Below are 19,980 nucleotides of genomic sequence, written 5' to 3'. Positions count from 1 at the left end.
CTGTGGTTACTTTGGGTAATAAGCAGTGGAATAAATAGGCTAGTGAATTTTCGCTAGCCTTGTTTTTATCTATTCAGCTTAAAAGATTAAAATGTAGAGAGCCCAGATTAGGTAATAGCCAACCCATGGCAAACCAGAGATGGCCAGTGCCTGACCACGCTCAAACTCCGTCCAAGTTAATACTGCTGCATAACCCAATACAATGTACCAAGGCAACAAGAGTGGTAATGAGCTGGCAAATTGCGACCAATCATTGGTTAGTGGCAACTTGATTAAGCCGTTTAAGCTGTTCAAGTCGGCCGCGTAGCTCATCACATGCCCGTGCTTGAGTATCAGGCTTGCGTAGCTTGCTACATCGCCTAGAACGGCAGGGAATATCACTACCGATGCGGCTGCAAACCATCGCCAAAAGCTATGTTGGTGTTGGCTTGGCTTTGTTGCTAAGTTAAACCAAAATGCCAACAGAATGATGGTTAACGTACGGCCGAATACATCACTGATGATTTCACTCGCGAGTAGAGTATTACTGTCAAGTAACGCCAATTGGTCAGGGTTTGTTTGAGCCAGTTGCTGTGACAACTCAGCGCTTAACCATGCAAAATCTACATTCGAAAAATAGGCTCCCCAAAATAAGAATGGGCTGAGCATTAATACGACGTAGGGTTGCCATCCCCAAGCACTTCTTTGATAAAGCGCTAAGAAACAAGCTGTTGGTGAACGGAATATATCCAACAGCATGACGAGTGGGTTACTTGACGGGTTCATACACTTACCTTAGTTACATCAACATACAGCTTCAGTTTTTGTCCTGGCTGTAGGTATTTCTTGTTCTGCAAAGCGTTCCATTTTACAACATCTGCGCTTTTTACTTTGAACTTTGATGCAATACCGCTGACTGTGTCACCTGATCTTACGTTATAAAAGACAGTTCGGATGATGGCACCGTCTGAACTATTCTTCCAAATGACCAGTTCTTGACCAATTCTAAGAGTGTCACGTGGTCCCATGCCATTCCACTTAGCCAGTGATTGGTGAGATACCTTATTTGCGCGCGCAATCGTCCATAGGCTATCACCACTTTTTACGGTATGGCTAAGCTTATATTGACCACGACTCTTTGACTGTGTGCTTGCTAGGCGATTTGAAGCGCTTAGTGCGTATGTCTTGTCGTCTTTGGTTGATGTTGGAATAAATAAGTGCTGACCAACACGAATATTATTGTTGCTCAAACCGTTTGCAGAGCGGATCACTTTGCTGGTGGTGTTGTATTTACTCGCCAGTACGCTGATGCTATCGCCAGATTGCACTTTATAGCGCACCAACTTCATGCCTTTGCCTTTATTGGCTGCCACTTCTTTGTTGAACTTCTCAACAGAGCTTAGAGGAAGCAATAATTGTTGGTGTTTCTCTGGTGCTGTTGCCCACTGGTTATAAGCCGGGTTGTAGCCTTGCAGCTCTTTTACCGGAATGCCTGCGTAGTTTGCCGCAATCGCCAGATCAAGTTGTTCGTCTGGGTTAACCAGAGTCAGTACTGGCTTGTTCGGGATCGCAGGGATATCGATGCCATACTTTTCTTGGTTGGCAATCACGTCGGCCAGTGCAAGTAGCTTAGGTACATAGCTGCTGGTCTCTTTTGGTAAGTCTAGAGAGAAGAAGTCGATTGGCTTACCCAGCTTCTTGTTCTTACGGATTGCGCTGTTCACGCGACCACCGCCACTGTTGTAGGCAGCGATTGCGTGTTGCCAGTTCCCATCAAAACGTTTGTTTAGGTCGGTTAAGAAGTCCAATGCAGCGTCGGTTGAAGCGGCTACGTCACGGCGGCCATCGTACCAGAAGTTTTGTTCTAGTCCGTAAGCTTTGCCAGTACCCGAAATGAACTGCCATAGTCCAGCAGCGCTACCATGAGAATAAGCAAATGCATCAAACGAGCTTTCAACAACGGGCAACAGGGCCAGCTCTAAAGGCAAGTCTCTTTCTTCAATCTTAGTTGTGATCAAGTAAAGGAAAGGTTCAGCGCGTTTTGATACAGTTTTTAGATGACCAGGGTGCTTGAGGTACCAAGTGCGGTAGTAGTCAACTTTCTTTTGGTCCGGCACTTCCATTTCAAGTTGCATCGCAATACGTTTCCAAACATCTTGCTGTGTTTGTGGAGTAACGACGGGTGTTTCAACTTTTGGTTGTTCTTGGCTCGCTCCCGATGAAACGTTCGCTTGAGAAACTTCTTTAGTAGGGGAGGTGTTGGTTTGCTCGGAAGCTTGGTCTGGATTCTCTGACTGAGTTAATTGGCAACCAGAAAGTAGTAGTACCAAAGCCCAGCTGTACTTAACTCGCATGTTACAGCCTTTTTAATAAACGGCCGATGATAATACTTGCCACTCCCTATGAGTGACAAGCCTGTATTTGTTAAAATTCGTTCTTCCACGCACGTAAAGCGGTAAAAACCGATAAAGGATCGGTCTGCTCAGTACGATTAGATACTGATTTCACTACACTTGGTTCTGTGTAGCGTAAGAAGGGGTTAATAAACTTTTCTTGTCTTAAATTTGTGGGGATGGTCGACTTATTTTGGGCTCGAAGCCGATTCACTTGGTCGCGGTATTGTTGCAAATGTTGGTTGTCAGGCTCAACAGCCAGTGCAAAAGCGATATTGGCTGCCGTGTATTCATGAGCACAGTAAACCTCGGTTTCTTGTGGGAGTGCTGTGATCTTGTTCAATGCATCAAACATCTGCTGTGGTGTGCCTTCCATGATTCGCCCACAACCGGCTGAAAACAGTACATCGCCACAAAACAGTTTGGCATCACCAACATAACCAATGTGCCCAGCGGTGTGCCCACTAAGCCCTAGCACGAGGAATACTTCGCCAAACAGCTCTAATTGGTCACCGTCATCAACGGGATGCGTTAAGGTCGGGATAGGTTCATTTTTGGGGCCAACGACATCCACGCCAGGGAATTGTCTTACCAACTCTGGCACGCCACCAATGTGATCGTGGTGGTGGTGCGTAATCAAGATTGCATCTAAAGTTAGCTCATGGTGTGCTAAGTACTCTAATACTGGAGCTGCATCACCAGGGTCGACAACAGCACAACGGCGATCGCTATTTTGAATCAGCCAGATGTAATTGTCGTTAAATGCAGGTATGCTTTTGATATGTAACATTATTGGTTCTCCAGTCACTTTTAGTGAGACAGAATAAGTGAGACAGATTATTGATGAAGCCAGCACGTAGCAGAAAGAAGTTTGAGCGTCCTTATACTTGGGCACAATTGCACAATGGGGACTGGTTGAGAGAATCTATTCAAACTCGACTCGATGAGTGGTGCCCAAAACTATTTGGTTACCATATGCTCAAACTTGGTGGCCTCAGCAGTGAGATTTCTAGCTGCACATGCAACATTCAACATCAAGTAAACCTAGATATCCAGAACCCATTACATAATGTGATAGCAGATGGTTATAATTTACCCTTTTTAGAGAAAAGCTTTGATGTTGTGGTGCTGAGTCATCAGTTAGATTATAGCAACGACCCACACCGGCTATTGAGAGAAGTCGACCGAGTAATGATGGACGATGGCTATATTATTATCACCGGCTTTAACCCTTTTAGTGTGACTGGGCTTGCCAGTTTGATGCCTTGGCGAAAGAACAGCTTGCCATGGAGTGGGCGTATGTATACGCCAAACCGAATTAAAGATTGGCTAGGCGTACTTAATTATGAAGTGATTCATTGTGACACCTACGCGTTGTTCCCTATGAGTAAATACCAAGCGATGTGGACGTGGTTGGAGAACAGCTTAGGCAGCTGCGCATCGTTCGCTGGTAGCCAATACTTTATTGTTGCTCGTAAACGTACTTATCCACTTAAGCCTATCAAGCCACATTGGCACCTTAAGCGACGCTTCTCTCCTGTAGGAGCCAGTTTTAGAACCAATACGCGTCGCACCTTGGACTCCGCTAAAACTTCGTATCCGTTAAAAGCAGAAAAAGCCGACTCATAGTCGGCTTTCCATTGCTATATCTGTTTTAGATACTGACATTTCCTTTAAGAAAATGATCAGCTTGGCTGATAGCCCGTATCTTCTTGGGTCGGGTTTTCAGCTGCACTTCGAGCTAAATCATCACACATTTCATTTTCTCGGTGCCCCGCGTGCCCCTTAACCCAGCGCCAATCAACGCTATGGCGCGCCGTCTCTTTGTCGAGTCTTTGCCACAGGTCTGCGTTTTTAACGGGCTTTTTATCGGCTGTTTTCCAATCGCGCTTTTTCCAGTTGTGAATCCACTGGGTGATACCTTGACGCACGTATTGGCTATCTGTGGTCAGAATGACAGAGCAAGGCTCTTTGAGGGCTTGGAGAGCCACAACAGCGGCGAGCATTTCCATGCGGTTATTGGTGGTTAAGGTGAAACCTTCGGCTAACGTCTTCTCTACTTTTTTGTAGCGAAGTACGACGCCGTAGCCGCCAGGACCTGGGTTGCCTAAACAAGAACCATCAGTGAAAATTTCAACTTGTTTCGTCATGATTTGATACTATTACCTCAAGCACATTATCGGCATAGTCTGACACAGTTATCCTTATGAATACCAGTAGCACTCCAGAACAAAGCACGAACGAAAAAAACAGTTCGAATGAAAACAAACGCATCGTTGTACTCGATACCGAAACCACCGGTATGAATACAGAGGGTGGCCCCCACTATATGGGACATCGCATCGTTGAAATTGGTGCAGTAGAGATCATCAACCGCAGGCTGACTGGGCGTCACTTTCACGTCTATATCAAGCCCGATCGTGCGATTCAAGAAGAAGCAATTGGCGTTCACGGTATTACCGATGAATTCTTGATTGATAAACCAGAATACCAAGACATACATAAAGAGTTTCTCGATTTTATTAAAGGTGCGGAGCTGGTGGCTCATAACGCGCCCTTCGATACGGGCTTTATGGATTATGAGTTTGAGAAACTTAACCCTGCTATAGGTAAAACGGATGACTACTGTAAAGTTACCGATACCTTGGCGATGGCGAAGAAGATATTCCCAGGGAAAAGAAACAATCTAGATATCTTATGTGACCGTTATGGTATTGATAACTCACACCGTACTCTTCACGGCGCATTGCTCGATGCGGAGATTCTAGCAGACGTCTACTTATTGATGACAGGTGGGCAAACTTCGCTGCAATTTAACGCTGGCCAACAAGAAGGCGAAGGCGAAAGCATACGAAGAGCAGAAAGTGGTCGAAAATCCCTAAAGGTTTTGCGAGCTACGGCCGATGAAGTAGAAGCGCATCAAAGTCGTTTAGACCTCGTCGAGAAAAGCGGAAGCTGCCTCTGGCGTCAGTAGGGAGAAAGTATGTTAAGGGTATTGGCTACCGGTTGTTTATTGCTCTTGAGCTTTGGCTTACACGCAGCAACAGAATCTGTAATGAGTTTATTGGATAATCGCTTTCGAGTTGATCCCAGCATCGAGCAAGTTACTTTTGTAATCTATCGAGCCGATAATTCTAAACCCGTCGTCTTGGTTCGTCCTGATGGCAAGAAGTATCACGCTTTGCGTCATGCTGATAATGTCCGTTGGTACCAAGAATCGTCAATGGATATTATCTCTATCGACAATCCGATGCCGGGTCCCTGGCAAGCGGTAGGTAAAGTCTCACCTAAAAATAATATCAAACTTTTATCTCATCTGGTTTTAGACGCCAATGAATTTCCAGACAAGTTGTACCAAACCGAACACATTAAATTTACCGCTCGTTTGACATCCGATGGCAAGCCGCTTGTGCTGCGTGACTTTCTTGACCGTGTGAAGCTTAAAGTAACATTCACTAAGTTCGTCGAAAACGAAGAGTCCTTAGTGAGAGAAGCGCGGCCAATTCCGGTTGTCATGGGGGAATTTGCCGATGATGGCGTTGATCTTGACGAAAAAGCTGGAGATGGTGTATTCACGGTATCGTTGCCAATGGACATTGAGCCTGGTAAATATCGAGCTCGAATTACTTCTGGTAATGGTGTGTTCCTGCGAGCGCAAGAGCAAGAGGTCTTGGTTTACCCAACGCCAATCACCACCACCTTCATTCAGTCTCGCAAAGAAGGCTTATCTCATACCGTCGTGGCATCTGGCGAGCCAGGTATGATTGCACCGAGCTCGTTAGCAGCTCACGTTGAGTATAAAGCCCCTGATGGGTATGTGATGTATAAGCAAGGCCAAGCCGAAGCTGATGCGATGAAAGTGTCTTTAACGTTGCCTTATAATGATGATTTGGGAATTTACACTTGGTCGGGGATGGTTTATGCCACCGATGCGTCAAGCCAGCGTCCACTGATCTTCCCGATTACCGAGCAGTCGTACAGCGTTGTTCAAGAGATAGACCTAGCAGAATCTCGACGTCTTCAAGAGGAAGCTCTTGCTGAGCAGAAACGTATTGCTGAAAAATTAATGATTCTTCAAAAAAGAGAAGATGACAGGCAGCGCAGCATAATGATTATAGCGGTAGGTAATGTGGCTGCGATTTTATTGGGCTTACTGATTTGGTTTGTAATATGTAAAATCACAGCGAAGAAGAGAGCGTTACCCGAGATGCAGCTCAAGGCACCTAAGTAACTCGTCTGCATTCCTAGAGTTGTCTTGAGGTTGTTGTCTTGAGTGAGTAAACCTCGGGACAACAAACCTCGAGAGACTAAACTTAGATAGAGCAAGCCTCGAGAGTAAGCATTAAAATTTGTGACAATGAAGTGATGAATAAAAAAACGGGACTCATAGGAGTCCCGTTTTTGTTTCTGTCTCTGACCTTAAGCGACGTTATCAATCGATTGTTCTGGGTACTGAGTCTTTGCTGCAAGCTCCTCTGGTGAGAAGTCATCAACGTTAATTGTGTACAGTCTATGTTCCTCAGCGCTAATCAGAAGATTTGCTTCTTCTTGCGTTAAGATACCTTTCTCAAGTCCCAGCTGAGCGACAAGGTCGAGTCGTAAGAAAGCACGTTTTTGATGTGTTTCTTTACAAACCTTATCAAACAGAGGTTCAGCTTGAAGAATCACTTCTAGCGCTTTTTCAATCTTGCCTACAGGGTTGTATTCCGTTGCTTCCAAGTATTGGCCACGGCCGATACGAGAGCGTGTTTCGCTTGGTGTTTGTAGGATGTGCGCGACTTGGCTATCCAGTTTGTCGTTTGGTGCACGACGGATACGACCAAATGGCATTAACACAACGCGAAGTAGTCGACCAATCACAGGGTTAGGGAAGTTCGCCAAGAACTCATCAATCGCGACTTCAGTTTGACGCAAGCTGTCTTGCATACCCCAATGGACTAATGGGAGATCTTCAGCATGGCTACCTTCGCTTTCAAAGCGCTTAAGTGTTGCTGAACCTAGGTAGAGTTGACTCAGGATATCCCCCAGTCTTGCTGACAGGCGCTCTCTGCGTTTCAGTGAACCGCCTAATACAGCCATTGAAATATCAGACAGTAGCGCTAGGTTAGCACTGTAGCGGTTCAGCTGTTGGTAGTAACGCTGTGTCTGCTTATCCGTTTTATTGGATGGTGTTGGAGCATCTGAACCACGACCGTCGGTTAAACCAAACCACAAGCTGCGGACTAGGTTACTCATAGTAAAGCTAACGTGTCCTGCTAATGCTGAATCAAACTTATCAAGTGCATCGCTGCTTTCCGAATAAGCCGCTTCCATTTCGTTCAGAACATAAGGGTGGCAGCGAATCGCGCCTTGACCATAGATGATCATTGAACGAGTCAGGATGTTTGCGCCTTCAACCGTAATTGCAATTGGTGAGCCTTGATAACCACGAGCGAGGAAGTTCGATGGGCCTAAGCAAATGCCTTTACCGCCGACGATATCCATCGCATCGATGATGCTGCGTTGGCCACGGTGAGTACAGTGGTACTTCACGATTGCTGAGATAACCGAAGGCTTTTCACCAAGATCGATACCCGCAACCGTCAGGTTACTTGCTGCATCCATTACATAGGCGTTACCTGCTAGACGTGCCAGTGGCTCTTCAACCCCTTCCATGCGACCAATGGGTTGTTTGAATTGACGACGAATACGAGCGTAAGCACCAGTTGCTAATGCTGCAGATTTAATACCACCGGTTGAGTTTGAAGGCAGTGTGATACCACGACCAACCGACAGACATTCAACCAACATACGCCAGCCTTGTCCTGCCATTTTCTGGCCGCCGATGATGAAATCGATAGGCACGAAGATGTCATCACCTTGAGTCGGACCATTTTGGAAAGGCACGTTGAGTGGGAAGTGGCGGTTACCAATCTCTACGCCTTTTAAATCGGTAGGGATAAGAGCACAGGTGATGCCAAGATCTTGTTTGTCACCAAGCAGACCTTCTGGGTCTCTCAGTTTAAAGGCTAAGCCTAAAACGGTCGCGACAGGCGCTAGAGTGATGTAACGTTTGTTCCAAGTTAGGCGCATGCCCAATACTTCTTCGCCTTGCCATTGACCTTTACACACCACGCCGTAATCTGGGATTGAGCCAGCATCAGAGCCGGCTTCTGGACTGGTCAGTGCGAAACAAGGGATCTCTTTACCTTCAGCTAGGCGTGGCAGGTAATGGTTTCTTTGATCTTCTGTACCGTAGTGCTGCAATAGCTCACCAGGACCTAGTGAGTTAGGTACGCCAACGGTTGAGGATAATACGCTCGAAACACCCGTTAGTTTCTGTAGAACTAAAGACTGAGCGTAAGCTGAGAATTCTAAACCGCCGTATTTTTTCTTGATGATCATGGCGAAGAATTTATGGTCTTTCAGGTACTGCCAAACTTCTGGTGGCAAATCGGCAAGTTCATGTGTCACTTGATAATCGTTGACCATCTCACATACTGTATTTACTGGGCCATCTAAAAACGCTTGTTCCGCCTCAGAAAGTTTTGGATCCGCAATGTTTTGAAGCTTCTTCCACTCAGGCTTGCCTTTGAACAGCTCTGCTTCCCACCATACAGTGCCTGCTTCTAATGCCTCTTTTTCCGTCTGAGACATTGCTGGTAGAACCTTCTTAAACAAAGAAAGTGCTTTTTGACTAATGAGGGTCTGGCGAATTGCTGGTACAGCAAAGATCGCTATGGCCAATAGATAACAAAGCCAACCAGTGACTGCCACGCTGCCAAACAGGGTTAATGCTACCATTGCGCCGGTTAACACAATTAATGCACGGACCAGACTAACTCTATGGTAAAGACAGACGCCTAAGATGGCTGAGATGCCGAGTAGGGAGAGCAATATGTTCATGATCGATTTCCTTTTCAGAGATCACTTATTGTTATTAAGTTTAGGTAAGAGGTCTAACCAGTCAAGTGTAAACGGAATATTAAATATTTGTAAAACTCCAAAGTGAATAAAAAGTGATCTCAATAGAGTTAAAGTTCTAATTGTGAGAGGTTGGTGGTGAATATTTGGACGGATCGACAGTGAGAGGTTAATTAAGGTGGCAATCTTTGGGCTTAAGTGTCGACACTATTTCATGTTTGTGGGTAAACTCAGTGATAAAGAGGGGAAAACCCTCAATTCTCATTTCACGCACTTTAAGTTGCGTCAAAAAACATAAGAGATAAGCCAAATGTACCAAGACCTAATCAAAAGTGAATTGAACGAAGCTGCTGACGTTCTGAACAAGTTCTTGAGTGATGACCATAACATTGCTCAAATTGAAGCTGCTGCAAAAATGATTGCAGATTCATTCAAGCAAGAGGGCAAAGTGCTTTCTTGTGGTAACGGTGGTTCACACTGTGATGCAATGCATTTCGCGGAAGAGCTAACAGGCCGATACCGTGAAAATCGTCCAGGCTTTGCTGGTATTGCGATTTCAGATCCGAGTCACCTGTCTTGCGTGAGTAACGACTTTGGCTACGACCACGTATTTTCTCGTTATGTAGAAGCCGTGGGTCGTAAAGGCGATGTGTTGTTTGGTTTATCGACTTCAGGTAACTCTGGCAACATCCTAAAAGCGATTGAAGCTGCTCAAGCTAAAGGGATGAAAACCATTGCGCTGACCGGTAAAGATGGCGGTAAAATGGCAGGTTGTGCTGATATCGAAATCCGAGTCCCACACTTTGGCTACGCTGATCGCATCCAAGAGATTCACATTAAGATCATCCACATTGTGATTCAGCTTGTTGAAAAAGAAATGGAATAATAGTTTTACAGATATTTGGAGCCTAGGTTTGTGGCTCCATTGGTTTAAATAGGGAGTAGATTAAACCATGTGTGAATTGCTCGGTATGAGCGCGAATGTGCCAACTGATATTTGTTTTAGCTTTACTGGCCTTATGCAACGTGGAGGCAACACTGGTCCACATCGTGATGGCTGGGGTATTACTTTCTATGAGGGAAAGGGTTTTCGTACATTTAAAGACCCTAATCCTAGTTGTGAATCTAAGATCGCTGAGCTGGTTCAAAACTACCCAATTAAGAGCCAAGCTGTTGTCAGTCATATCCGTCAAGCTAATCGCGGTGGCGTTAATCTAGAAAATACTCACCCTTTCACTCGTGAGCTTTGGGGACGATACTGGACTTTTGCTCACAATGGTCAACTAACGGATTATGATGATCTGATTAGTGGTCGATTCAGACCTGTCGGTGAGACGGACAGCGAACTCTCTTTCTGCTGGTTGTTGAAACAACTTGAAGACCGTTTTCCTGAACCTCCTCAAGATATGGAAGGTATGTTTCGCTTTGTCGCTGAGTGCTGTGACCAGTTACGAGAGAAAGGTGTTTTCAATATGTTGCTCAGTGACGGTGAGTACGTGATGAACTATTGTACGAACCATTTATATTGGATAACAAGACGCGCTCCTTTTGGTAACGCGAGCCTGATTGATGAAGATGTTGAGATTAACTTCCAAGAAGAAACTACGCCCAATGATGTGGTAACCGTCGTTGCAACTCAGCCTCTAACAGACAATGAAGAGTGGTTTAGAATGAAGCCGGGTGAATACGCGCTGTTTCATTTTGGTGAGCTGATCGGCAATAATCATAAAGCGTTGGAAGATGTTGCTTACGCACCTAAAAAGGTGGCAAGCCAAGCGCCGACTGAGCCATTGAGCTAAGTATTCCGAATAGTATTAATTTGAAACGCATAAAAGAAAGGCCGCTTACTGAACTAATGAATCAGTAAGCGGCCTTTTTGTTTTTTATTTGGTTTAGTTTTAACGAATTACTCTTCTGCGTAACCGTGTGTACCTAATGTTTCACCGTCTAAGACAGCCTTCCCGTTTACCATCGATAAACGATCTTCAGCAAACCATTTACAAACCATAGGGTAAATACAGTGCTCTTGAGTCAGTACTCGGCTTGCTAACATGTCAGCATCATCATCTTCAAATACCGGCACCTTGGCTTGCAAGATTACAGGGCCACCATCAAGTTCTTCGGTAACAAAGTGGACGCTTGTACCGTGCTCTTTGTCTTGTGCATCAATGGCACGCTGGTGGGTGTGTAGGCCTGGGTATTTAGGTAACAGGGAAGGGTGGATGTTGACCATTTTACCGGCATAGTGACGAACAAATTCTGAACTCAAGATACGCATGTATCCCGCAAGTACGATTAAATCGGGTTGGTAAGTATCGATCTGAATCATCAATTCATGATCGAACTCTTCACGTGAACCATAGTTTTTTGGGTTCACAGAATGTGCGTCAACACCTGCTGATTTTGCTCTCTCTAGACCAAAAGCCTCTGCTTTGTTTGAGAAGACAGCTTTAACTGAAGCATCAATCATATTGCTATCGCAGGCGTCCAAAATTGCTTGCAAGTTACTTCCGCTTCCTGAAACTAACACAACGATGTTTTTACTAGAGATACTGGTTTTATTTGAGAGATTGTTTTTCATAGAGTGGGTCATACGATTGATTAACAGGGGTGCTTACAATTTACCTACATAAACTAAGGTTTTCTGCGGGCTAAATAGCAAAATGAGGACCATTAGGTCCTCATCTATTAACTAAATAAGCGAATGTATCACTTATTTGATTTCAACTTGCTCTTCGCCAGCTTCAGCGTTTGCGATCTCACCGATAACCCAAGCGTTTTCGCCTTCGGCTTTCAGCAGTTCAACAGCTGCGTCTGCTTGATCTTTAGGTAGAGCAACAACTAGGCCTACACCACAGTTGAAAGTGCGGTACATTTCAAATGTCTCCACGTTACCTTTCTCTTGTAGCCAGTTGAAGATAGCAGGCCATTCCCAGCTCTTGCCATCAATCACTGCTTTAGTACCTTCAGGAAGTACGCGTGGGATGTTTTCCCAGAAACCACCACCTGTGATGTGCGAGATAGCATGAATGTCATGCTCTGCAATCATCTTAAGTGCCGATTTGATGTAAATCTTAGTCGGTTCTAGTAGGTGTTCACCGATAGTGCGACCTTCTAGCTCTTCACTCTTATCAGCACCAGAAACTTCTAGAACTTTACGAATCAAAGAGTAACCATTTGAGTGTGGACCACTTGAGCCAACAGCGATAAGTGCGTCGCCTGCAGCTACTTTAGTACCGTCGATGATGTCAGCTTTTTCTACAACACCAACACAGAAGCCGGCTACATCGTAGTCGTCGCCTTCGTACATACCTGGCATTTCAGCAGTTTCACCGCCGATCAGTGCGCAACCTGCTTGAACACAGCCTTCAGCAATACCAGAAACAACATCTGCTGCTGTATCTACATCTAGCTTACCTGTTGCGTAGTAGTCTAGGAAGAATAGCGGCTCACCACCTTGAACGATTAAGTCGTTCACACACATTGCCACTAGGTCGATACCAATGGTGTCGTGTTTTTTCAGATCCAAAGCAAGGCGAAGTTTAGTACCAACACCATCAGTACCTGAAACAAGTACCGGCTCTTTGTATTTCGTTGGAAGTTCACATAGGGCGCCAAAGCCACCAATACCGCCCATTACTTCAGGGCGACGAGTGCGTTTAACAGCACCTTTAATACGGTCTACTAGTGCATTACCTGCATCGATATCAACACCAGCGTCTTTGTAGCTTAGAGAAGAAGTATTACCACTCACGGGATAGTCCTCGAACTTAAGTTGGATGTGAAAACGGCGCTATTCTAACAGGGCTTGATTACGAAGAGCAAACGTTTGCGTGGTTTTTTTTATTAGAATAAAGATTCTGAAATAACCCCACAGTTCGTGTATAATCTACAGGTTTGTTTAAATATTGCCGGAGTTGGAAATGAAAGTTGTTGAAGTGAAACACCCGCTAGTAAAACATAAAATTGGCCTGATGCGTGAAGGTGACATTAGTACTAAGCGTTTTCGTGAGCTAGCGACAGAAGTGGGTAGCCTTCTAACATACGAAGCGACATCAGACTTTGAAACTGAACGTGTAACTATTGATGGTTGGAACGGCCCAGTAGAAGTTGACCAAATTAAAGGTAAAAAGGTAACAGTAGTGCCAATCCTACGTGCAGGTCTAGGCATGATGGATGGTGTTTTAGAGCATATGCCAAGTGCTCGAATCAGTGTCGTGGGTATCTACCGTGACGAAGAAACATTAGAGCCTGTACCATACTTCAACAAGCTAGCATCTAACATTGATGAGCGTATTGCTCTAGTGGTTGATCCAATGTTAGCAACTGGCGGTTCTATGATTGCAACTCTTGACCTTCTAAAAGAGCAAGGCTGTAAAGTATTTAAAGTACTGGTACTTGTTGCTGCCCCTGAAGGTATCGCTGCACTAGAAAAAGCGCACCCAGATGTTGAGCTTTACACTGCTGCAATCGATGAGAAGCTAAACGATAAGGGCTACATTGTTCCTGGTCTTGGTGATGCTGGTGATAAGATCTTCGGTACTAAGTAATTCGGTTTCAGCTTAAGTTACGCTAAACCGTTTCTTAACTCGCTGAATTAGCCGTATTAATAAAAAGGGAGAGCATTCGATGCTCTCCCTTTTTTGATCTTGCTAGCTTGTGATGCTCTTCATTGAGGATCACAAGCCTCTACAGTTTGTTGACTTGCAGTTAGTCGATTTGGGCTTTGTCTACTACGGTGTTGTCGCCTAGCTCTTCAGGAAGGACTAGGTTCAGTAGAATAGCAACGATACCGCATAAGCTTACGCCTTGCAGGCTAAAGTCGCCGATACCAAATGCCATGCCGCCAATGCCGAAGACCAAAGTAATGCCGACAATCACAAGGTTGCGTGATTTGTGTAGGTCTACTTTGTTCTGAATTAGGGTATTCAAGCCTACCGTTGCGATTGAACCAAACAGTAGAATCATGATGCCGCCCATCACAGGAACTGGGATTGTTTGTAATAGAGCGCCTAGCTTACCTACTAATGCTAGAACAATCGCTGTTACTGCAGCCCAAGTCATGATCACAGGGTTGAATGCTTTAGTTAACATTACAGCTCCCGTAACTTCACTGTACGTTGTGTTTGGTGGCGCGCCCAGCATAGAAGCAGCAATCGTTGCCACACCGTCACCAGTAATTGTGCGGTGTAAACCTGGCTTCTTAAGGTAGTCTTTACCGGTTACATTCGAAATAGCAAGCATGTCGCCTACGTGTTCAACAGCAGGTGCAATTGCTACAAATACCATAAAGAAGATAGCGTTGATGTTGAACTCTGGCGCTGTGAAGTTAGGTAGAGCTAACCAAGCAGCCTGAGCGACAGGGGTAAAATCAACGACGCCGTATACTAAGCTCGTCACATAACCCGCAACAATACCGCCGAAGATCGGCAGCAGCTTAAGAAAGCCTTTCGAGAAAACACTGATGACAATCGTCACAAGTAGTGATATCGATGAAATCCATAATGCTGCGTCTGCATCAATAAGTTGAACCGCCCCATCGCCTGTTTTACCTAGCGCCATGTTTACCGCAACAGGCGCAAGACCTAAGCCGATCACCATGATTACAGGGCCAACTACGACTGGTGGAAGCAGTTTGTGGATAAAGGCTACACCACGTACCTTAATTAAGGCACCCATTAATACATACACAACACCTGCCGCCATAAGGCCGCCCATGGTTGCACCTACACCCCAAGTTTGAATGCCAAACATGATAGGTGCGATGAATGCAAAAGAAGACGCAAGGAAAATAGGTACTGAACGGCGTGTAATAAGTTGGAATAAAAGGGTACCGATACCTGCACCAAAGAGCGCTACGTTGGGGTCAAGGCCTGTCAGCAGGGGCACCAGTACAAGTGCACCAAAAGCGACAAATAGCATTTGCGCACCTTGCAGAGCATTTTTCATGTTATGTCCTTAAAAATGGTCGTTATATGAAAAGCGAAAAATAAAATTCGCGGGATTCTATCACTTGGCAATCGGTTGCTATGTCAGATAGATCAAATTTATTTATATTAGTTATGTTTATCTCTATCAAAATAAGAAAAATTCAGTTTACAAGTGAACGATTTATCATGGTCAGGTGATATTTTGTGGTTATTAAACACAGTGGGTGCTAACGACCTTGCCCCTCAATCCATAGTTGCTTATCATCAAGGCACAAGCTTTGAATATTAGGATCAATATGCGCTACATAGCATTGTTGTTGATGGGACTATTAGCCTCTCCGAGTTATGCCTTAACTCAAGTAGATATCTTTAGTGCTGAAGTTGCGATTAACGCTGAAGACAAACAACCAGAACAAGTGGCAAGAAATACTGGCATGGAGCAAGTATTGATACGTGCGACTGGCCAAACTGATGTCGCGTCGAATGAGACGATTCAAAAGGCGATGCGTAAGAGTGCGCAGTACATGTCTCAAATGAGTTTTGGCGAAAGCAATGACCAATCAACATTGCGTATGCGTTTTAACGGTGCTCAAATTCGTTCACTACTGACTCAAGCGCAATTACCGTATTGGCCTGATACTCGCTCAAATATTCTTGTTTGGCTGGTAGAAGAGAGTAACTACGACAAGAACATTGTCTGGGAACACTCCAACTCACTGTTAGCTGTAGGCTTACAAGCCAATGCAAAAGAGCGCGGTTTGCCTTTGATGTTTCCTGTTGGTGATTTTGATGATGTTACGGGAGTGGCCACCTCGGATTTGTGGGGCAGCTTTGTCACACCGATTAGCAACGCGAGTCAACGTTACCCTGTTGATGCTGTTTTGGTGATTAAGGCACAGTCTTCTGGATTACGCTGGACTTTGTATGATCAAAAACCAAACCAACTGACGAGCGCACCAACATCACCGGTAAGTGGTTCGGTATCGGGTAACAGTGCGACGACTTCTAAGAAATTGGTTGATCAAATCAGTAACTACTACGCAGGCAAAAGTGCGGTTGTTGTAGCAAGTGAATCATCAGAGTCGATTTTAACTCAGTTTATCAGTTTGAATAATGCTCAAGACTTCTTCCAATTGGAGAATGCACTGAAGCGTCTAAACTCGGTGGCAAGCTTAGATATTCTACAAATTCAAAACAATGAAGTGACCTTCCGAATTCATTTGTTATCGACCCAACAAGAGTTTGAACAAGAAGTTGAAAGCATTCGCCAAGTCGCGAAGGTTGAAGAGTCTTATATCGAACCTGAAGTGAGCCCAGAATTTGAAGCGCAAGATAACATTATGTCTGTAGGCGATGACTCTGCTGTTGTTACTGATGCGATGGGCAATGAAACTACCCCAAGCGTTCAAGTGATGAAAGGCAGTGAGTTATCTACAGGTGCTGAGCTAACAAATACAACTGAGGTGACGCTAGGTGAATCTGATGAGGAAGCGCTACCAGTCACAGCGCCAGTGCACGCTAAGCCAAGCTTAGTATACGAATGGGTTCGCTCGTAATCGTCTACCGACATGACAGATTGATATGAAATCACGAAAAAAGCCCTGCAAGAGAAATCTCGCAGGGCTTTTTGTTTATCTGTTGCCATGTCAGATCTAGAGCATCGAATCAATATTATTGCTCGAATTTAGCTTTCTCTTTCTTTTCTACTTCGGAAAGGCGCTTCAACTTGATGCCTAACTCTTTGGCTCTAAAACGGGTAAATAATATATTGCCTGCGAAGCCTAGAGTCGTCAAAAGCAGTTCTACAGCGGCTAACAAGCGCTCTCCACCGTCTACATACATAATAGTTAACGCGTGTAGGAAGTAGAGCATTAAGACGAAATTCGCCCAAGCATGCGTATAAGGTTTGCCCGATAATATTCCCGGTAATGGTAGTAACAGCGGTATAGCCCAAGCAATCGCCAGTGTTACATTACTGAGGTGAGGGTGCGGTGAAAGTGTCATCTGCCAAGCAACCACCCAGAATAAAAGCGACAAATTGCCCGTTAAAGCAAGGTAGCGAAATAGCTTGGTTTTGGGAGACATCGGTCTCTCTGACATATACATCATTGAGGCATTCCCTTCTGGTTAATAGCGATGCGCGCTACGCGTTTGCCTAGGTTTTTCGCCAACTCAATTTCTTCTTTGCTTAATGAAGCGCTCTCTCCAGTGCTGCTTGCACCGTAAGGTGTGCCACCGGTTTGAGTGGTGTGCAGCGCAGGTTCTGAATAGGGGATGCCCACGACTAACATGCCATGATGAAGTAGAGGCAGCATCATGCTTTGCTGTGTCGTCTCTTGACCACCATGTAGTGATGAAGAGGAAGTAAATACACAAGCTGGTTTATCGATGAGATCGCCATTAATCCATAACGATGTTGTGCTATCCCAAAAGTGCTTCATTGGCCCAGCCATATTGCCAAACCATACTGGGCTGCCGAGTGCTAAACCGTCGCAAGAACGGAGATCTTGTAAGGTCGCAATAGGATCTGTTGGCTGATAGCGCGAATCCGGCTGCTCTTCTACCGTATACACGTTGTTCACCGTTCTTAGCATGGCTTCGCAGTTCGGGATGGATTCCACCCCACGAGCGATTTGCCTTGCTAGCGCTTGGGTGTTGCCGTGTCGACTATAGTAGAGAACAAGAATGTTGATGCTCATATTGGATTACAGAATCTCTAGTACTTGTTCTGGTGGACGACCAATTTTTGCTTTGTTGTTCGCGACAACCACTGGACGTTCAAACAGTTTTGGATTCGTTGCCATTGCAGCGAAAAGATCTTCATCAGCCACTGATGCGTCACCAAGGTTCGCTTCTTTATAATCCGCTTCTTTGGTACGCATCATGTCGCGAACACTCTCAAAACCAAGCTGAGTGAAAAGCACTTTCAGCTGTTCAATAGTCAAAGGCGTATCTAGGTATTTGATCACCTCTGGCTGTACGCCGTTTGCTTCAAGCAGTTCGAGAGTTTGACGGCTCTTTGAGCAGCGTGGGTTATGATAAATCACGACAGACATGGTTCTTCCTCGTTATTATTTTTGATTTAATAGTTCAGTCGAAGCCAACTGAGTGGCTTCTTATTGTGTAACGTTGAGCTTTCTTTGTATTTTGGCAACGAGCTTTGCTGCCAGTCAATATACTTATTGCAACGATAAGAAGCGTTCGCGCTGTATCATTAGTTGATCAATTCGAGCGTCATAACGTGCTTGTTTTAGGCTGCCTAGTTCTGCTATTTGGCTCGCCTGCGTGTAGTACTGAATCGCTTTGTTCCAGTTGGCTTGCAGTGCCAAAATCTCTGCCCTAGCAGACAATTCTTCATCGCTGTTGCCAAGGTTTGTATTTGCCTTTGAAAGCAGGTACCACCCATTGGTGTCGTTCGGGTTATCGTGCGTGTAACGTTGCAACACGCGAACGGCTTCCTGTAGGTCTTCATTTTCGATCAGCGCATTGGCGTAGTTTATGGTTAGAACTGAGTTGTTTGGTTGACGCTCAAGTGCTGACTTAAGTTCTTTAATCGCAATCTCAGGCTTTTTCTGTTCAATGTGCAGATCTGAAATAGCATCCAGATAGAACAAGTTGGTTGGGTCGCTATTCATCAGCTTGGTCAGAATCGGTTCTGCTTTATCTAGTTTTTTTGAATCTAGGTAAACCAGTGCTTGTCCATACTCTAATGATGGAACCAAGGCTTTGGGGGCTTTCTTCAGCTTTCGCTCAAACCAATCAAGAGCTGCATCATTATTAATACCTGCATAGCGTGCAACAATCCGGGCTCTTGCTAAATGATAATCCAGTGACGGAGCCAGTTTTAGTGGTGTATAGCTGCGAGCACGGGCGCGTGAATCTGTGATTCGGTCTTCAGGCAACGGGTGAGTTAATAGCATTGGTGGCGGTGTGCTTGCATAGCGGTATTCATCAGCTAAGCGGCCAAAGAAACGTGGCATAGCGTTTACATCGAACCCTGCTTTTGCAAGCGTGTTGATGCCAAAGCGGTCGGCTTCTTTTTCATTACTTCGGGTGTAGTTTATTTGGCTTTGCATGTTACCAGCAGTTGTTGCAGTGATAGCTGCGATACCGGCTTCTGGTGCTGCAATCGCTAATAATACAGAAGCGGCCAATGCTGCGATGGTTGCAGGAGAGCGGCGAGCTTGATCTTCCATACTACGTGCTAAGTGACGCTGGGTAACATGCGCGATTTCGTGCGCCAATACGGAAGCGAGTTCACTTTCAGACTGTGCATGCAGGAACAAACCTGAGTGCAAAGCAACATAACCACCAAAAAAAGCAAAAGCGTTGATGTTTCGGTCACGGATCATAAAGAACTGAAAAGGTGTCTTTACATCATTTGCGTTCGCGACAAGGCGATGGCCAAGCGTGTCAATGTATTGGTTTAGAACCGGGTCGTTTACAATAGGCTGGCTGCTTCTGATGATGCGCATGTAGGCATCACCATAGATAAGTTCTTGGTCGATAGTGAGTGTGCCGCCAGCCGCGGTGCCGATATCGGGTAGCTCCAAACCATTGGTATTTGCCAACGTTGGAGTGCTTAATGTAGCTGCGATGCATAAGCAAGCAATTGAGCGAGCGCGTTTAAACATATTAGTCAGTAATACTCCGTTTCTTCTGACAGTAAGACAAGTGCAATGCAAATTGGTTCTCTATCTGATTTAACCTTTACCAAGTGCGTGCGCTATCATGAAGGAAGATGAATGAATGATGGCGCGTTTTCAAAAACAGAT

General features: G+C 45.1%; 19 protein-coding genes. 7 read left to right on the top strand and 12 right to left on the bottom strand.

Going from position 1 to position 19,980, the window contains the following annotated elements; genetic code table 11:
* Positions 1 to 78 precede the first annotated feature (78 nt).
* The 3 genes from OCV30_RS11660 to gloB all read right to left on the bottom strand — a co-directional run bounded on the left by OCV30_RS11660 (position 79) and on the right by gloB (position 3,162).
* Entirely contained in the window at positions 79 to 765 is a 687-nt protein-coding gene (locus OCV30_RS11660; RefSeq protein WP_012604590.1) for a YIP1 family protein, read from the bottom strand.
* Positions 762 to 2,333 (bottom strand): LysM peptidoglycan-binding domain-containing protein, encoded by a 1,572-nt coding sequence (locus tag OCV30_RS11655; RefSeq protein ID WP_065679068.1) that lies wholly within the window; start codon positions 2,331 to 2,333, stop codon positions 762 to 764. The genes OCV30_RS11660 and OCV30_RS11655 overlap by 4 nt, the downstream gene beginning before the upstream one ends.
* Positions 2,334 to 2,403: 70 nt before the next feature.
* Entirely contained in the window at positions 2,404 to 3,162 is a 759-nt protein-coding gene (gene gloB / locus OCV30_RS11650; protein WP_012604588.1) for a hydroxyacylglutathione hydrolase, read from the bottom strand.
* 53 nt (positions 3,163 to 3,215) lie between these two features.
* Here gloB and OCV30_RS11645 point away from each other — a divergent pair, with 53 nt between their 5' ends.
* On the top strand, positions 3,216 to 4,001 hold the full coding sequence (locus OCV30_RS11645) for a class I SAM-dependent methyltransferase (RefSeq protein ID WP_009847395.1): 786 nt from the start codon (positions 3,216 to 3,218) through the stop codon (positions 3,999 to 4,001).
* A 56-nt stretch (positions 4,002 to 4,057) separates the two neighbouring features.
* Here the strand turns inward: OCV30_RS11645 and rnhA are convergent, their stop codons facing one another.
* On the bottom strand, positions 4,058 to 4,522 hold the full coding sequence (rnhA, locus tag OCV30_RS11640; protein ID WP_065679067.1) for a ribonuclease HI: 465 nt from the start codon (positions 4,520 to 4,522) through the stop codon (positions 4,058 to 4,060).
* 56 nt (positions 4,523 to 4,578) lie between these two features.
* Between rnhA and dnaQ the strand changes: the two genes are divergently transcribed.
* Both dnaQ and OCV30_RS11630 read left to right on the top strand, forming a co-directional pair.
* Positions 4,579 to 5,346: a DNA polymerase III subunit epsilon gene (dnaQ, locus tag OCV30_RS11635; RefSeq protein ID WP_009847393.1), complete on the top strand. Its 768-nt coding sequence runs from the start codon at positions 4,579 to 4,581 to the stop codon at positions 5,344 to 5,346.
* 9 nt (positions 5,347 to 5,355) lie between these two features.
* Positions 5,356 to 6,603, top strand: a complete 1,248-nt coding sequence (locus OCV30_RS11630; RefSeq protein WP_065679066.1) for a TIGR03503 family protein — start codon at positions 5,356 to 5,358, stop codon at positions 6,601 to 6,603.
* A gap of 188 nt (positions 6,604 to 6,791) precedes the next feature.
* On the opposite strand, the gene fadE is transcribed toward OCV30_RS11630, so the two are convergent.
* Positions 6,792 to 9,257 (bottom strand): acyl-CoA dehydrogenase FadE, encoded by a 2,466-nt coding sequence (fadE, locus tag OCV30_RS11625; protein WP_065679065.1) that lies wholly within the window; start codon positions 9,255 to 9,257, stop codon positions 6,792 to 6,794.
* Positions 9,258 to 9,585: 328 nt separating this feature from the next.
* On the opposite strand from fadE, the gene lpcA reads away from it, so the two are divergent.
* Positions 9,586 to 10,161 carry a D-sedoheptulose 7-phosphate isomerase gene (lpcA, locus tag OCV30_RS11620; protein ID WP_009847390.1) on the top strand — a complete coding sequence of 192 codons (576 nt, stop codon included), beginning with the start codon at positions 9,586 to 9,588 and terminating at the stop codon, positions 10,159 to 10,161.
* A 67-nt stretch (positions 10,162 to 10,228) separates the two neighbouring features.
* Positions 10,229 to 11,074: a class II glutamine amidotransferase gene (locus OCV30_RS11615; RefSeq protein WP_065679064.1), complete on the top strand. Its 846-nt coding sequence runs from the start codon at positions 10,229 to 10,231 to the stop codon at positions 11,072 to 11,074.
* Between the two features lie 107 nt (positions 11,075 to 11,181).
* On the opposite strand, the gene purN is transcribed toward OCV30_RS11615, so the two are convergent.
* On the bottom strand, positions 11,182 to 11,856 hold the full coding sequence (purN, locus tag OCV30_RS11610; RefSeq protein WP_065679063.1) for a phosphoribosylglycinamide formyltransferase: 675 nt from the start codon (positions 11,854 to 11,856) through the stop codon (positions 11,182 to 11,184).
* Positions 11,857 to 11,988: 132 nt separating this feature from the next.
* Positions 11,989 to 13,029: a phosphoribosylformylglycinamidine cyclo-ligase gene (purM, locus tag OCV30_RS11605; RefSeq protein ID WP_008222945.1), complete on the bottom strand. Its 1,041-nt coding sequence runs from the start codon at positions 13,027 to 13,029 to the stop codon at positions 11,989 to 11,991.
* A gap of 169 nt (positions 13,030 to 13,198) precedes the next feature.
* Between purM and upp the strand changes: the two genes are divergently transcribed.
* Positions 13,199 to 13,825: a uracil phosphoribosyltransferase gene (gene upp, locus OCV30_RS11600; RefSeq protein WP_009847387.1), complete on the top strand. Its 627-nt coding sequence runs from the start codon at positions 13,199 to 13,201 to the stop codon at positions 13,823 to 13,825.
* A gap of 160 nt (positions 13,826 to 13,985) precedes the next feature.
* On the opposite strand, the gene OCV30_RS11595 is transcribed toward upp, so the two are convergent.
* Entirely contained in the window at positions 13,986 to 15,224 is a 1,239-nt protein-coding gene (locus OCV30_RS11595) for a uracil-xanthine permease family protein (protein ID WP_004734317.1), read from the bottom strand.
* 277 nt (positions 15,225 to 15,501) lie between these two features.
* On the opposite strand from OCV30_RS11595, the gene OCV30_RS11590 reads away from it, so the two are divergent.
* Complete coding sequence (locus tag OCV30_RS11590) at positions 15,502 to 16,761, top strand: DUF2066 domain-containing protein (RefSeq protein WP_065679062.1); 1,260 nt, start codon at positions 15,502 to 15,504, stop codon at positions 16,759 to 16,761.
* A 115-nt stretch (positions 16,762 to 16,876) separates the two neighbouring features.
* On the opposite strand, the gene OCV30_RS11585 is transcribed toward OCV30_RS11590, so the two are convergent.
* The 4 genes from OCV30_RS11585 to bepA form a co-directional block, all read right to left on the bottom strand.
* Positions 16,877 to 17,314 carry a DUF2069 domain-containing protein gene (locus OCV30_RS11585; RefSeq protein WP_009847385.1) on the bottom strand — a complete coding sequence of 146 codons (438 nt, stop codon included), beginning with the start codon at positions 17,312 to 17,314 and terminating at the stop codon, positions 16,877 to 16,879.
* Positions 17,311 to 17,904, bottom strand: a complete 594-nt coding sequence (wrbA, locus tag OCV30_RS11580; RefSeq protein ID WP_009847384.1) for an NAD(P)H:quinone oxidoreductase — start codon at positions 17,902 to 17,904, stop codon at positions 17,311 to 17,313. The genes OCV30_RS11585 and wrbA overlap by 4 nt, the downstream gene beginning before the upstream one ends.
* A gap of 6 nt (positions 17,905 to 17,910) precedes the next feature.
* Entirely contained in the window at positions 17,911 to 18,261 is a 351-nt protein-coding gene (gene arsC / locus OCV30_RS11575) for an arsenate reductase (glutaredoxin) (RefSeq protein WP_012604578.1), read from the bottom strand.
* A 123-nt stretch (positions 18,262 to 18,384) separates the two neighbouring features.
* The gene (gene bepA / locus OCV30_RS11570; RefSeq protein ID WP_009847382.1) at positions 18,385 to 19,839 is read right to left on the bottom strand and encodes a beta-barrel assembly-enhancing protease; all 1,455 of its coding nucleotides are present in this window, start codon (positions 19,837 to 19,839) and stop codon (positions 18,385 to 18,387) included.
* Positions 19,840 to 19,980 lie beyond the last annotated feature (141 nt).

This window comes from Vibrio atlanticus, assembly GCF_024347315.1.
In the GTDB taxonomy this organism is placed as follows: domain Bacteria; phylum Pseudomonadota; class Gammaproteobacteria; order Enterobacterales; family Vibrionaceae; genus Vibrio; species Vibrio atlanticus.
This window is presented reverse-complemented; position numbering and strand designations above follow the sequence as displayed.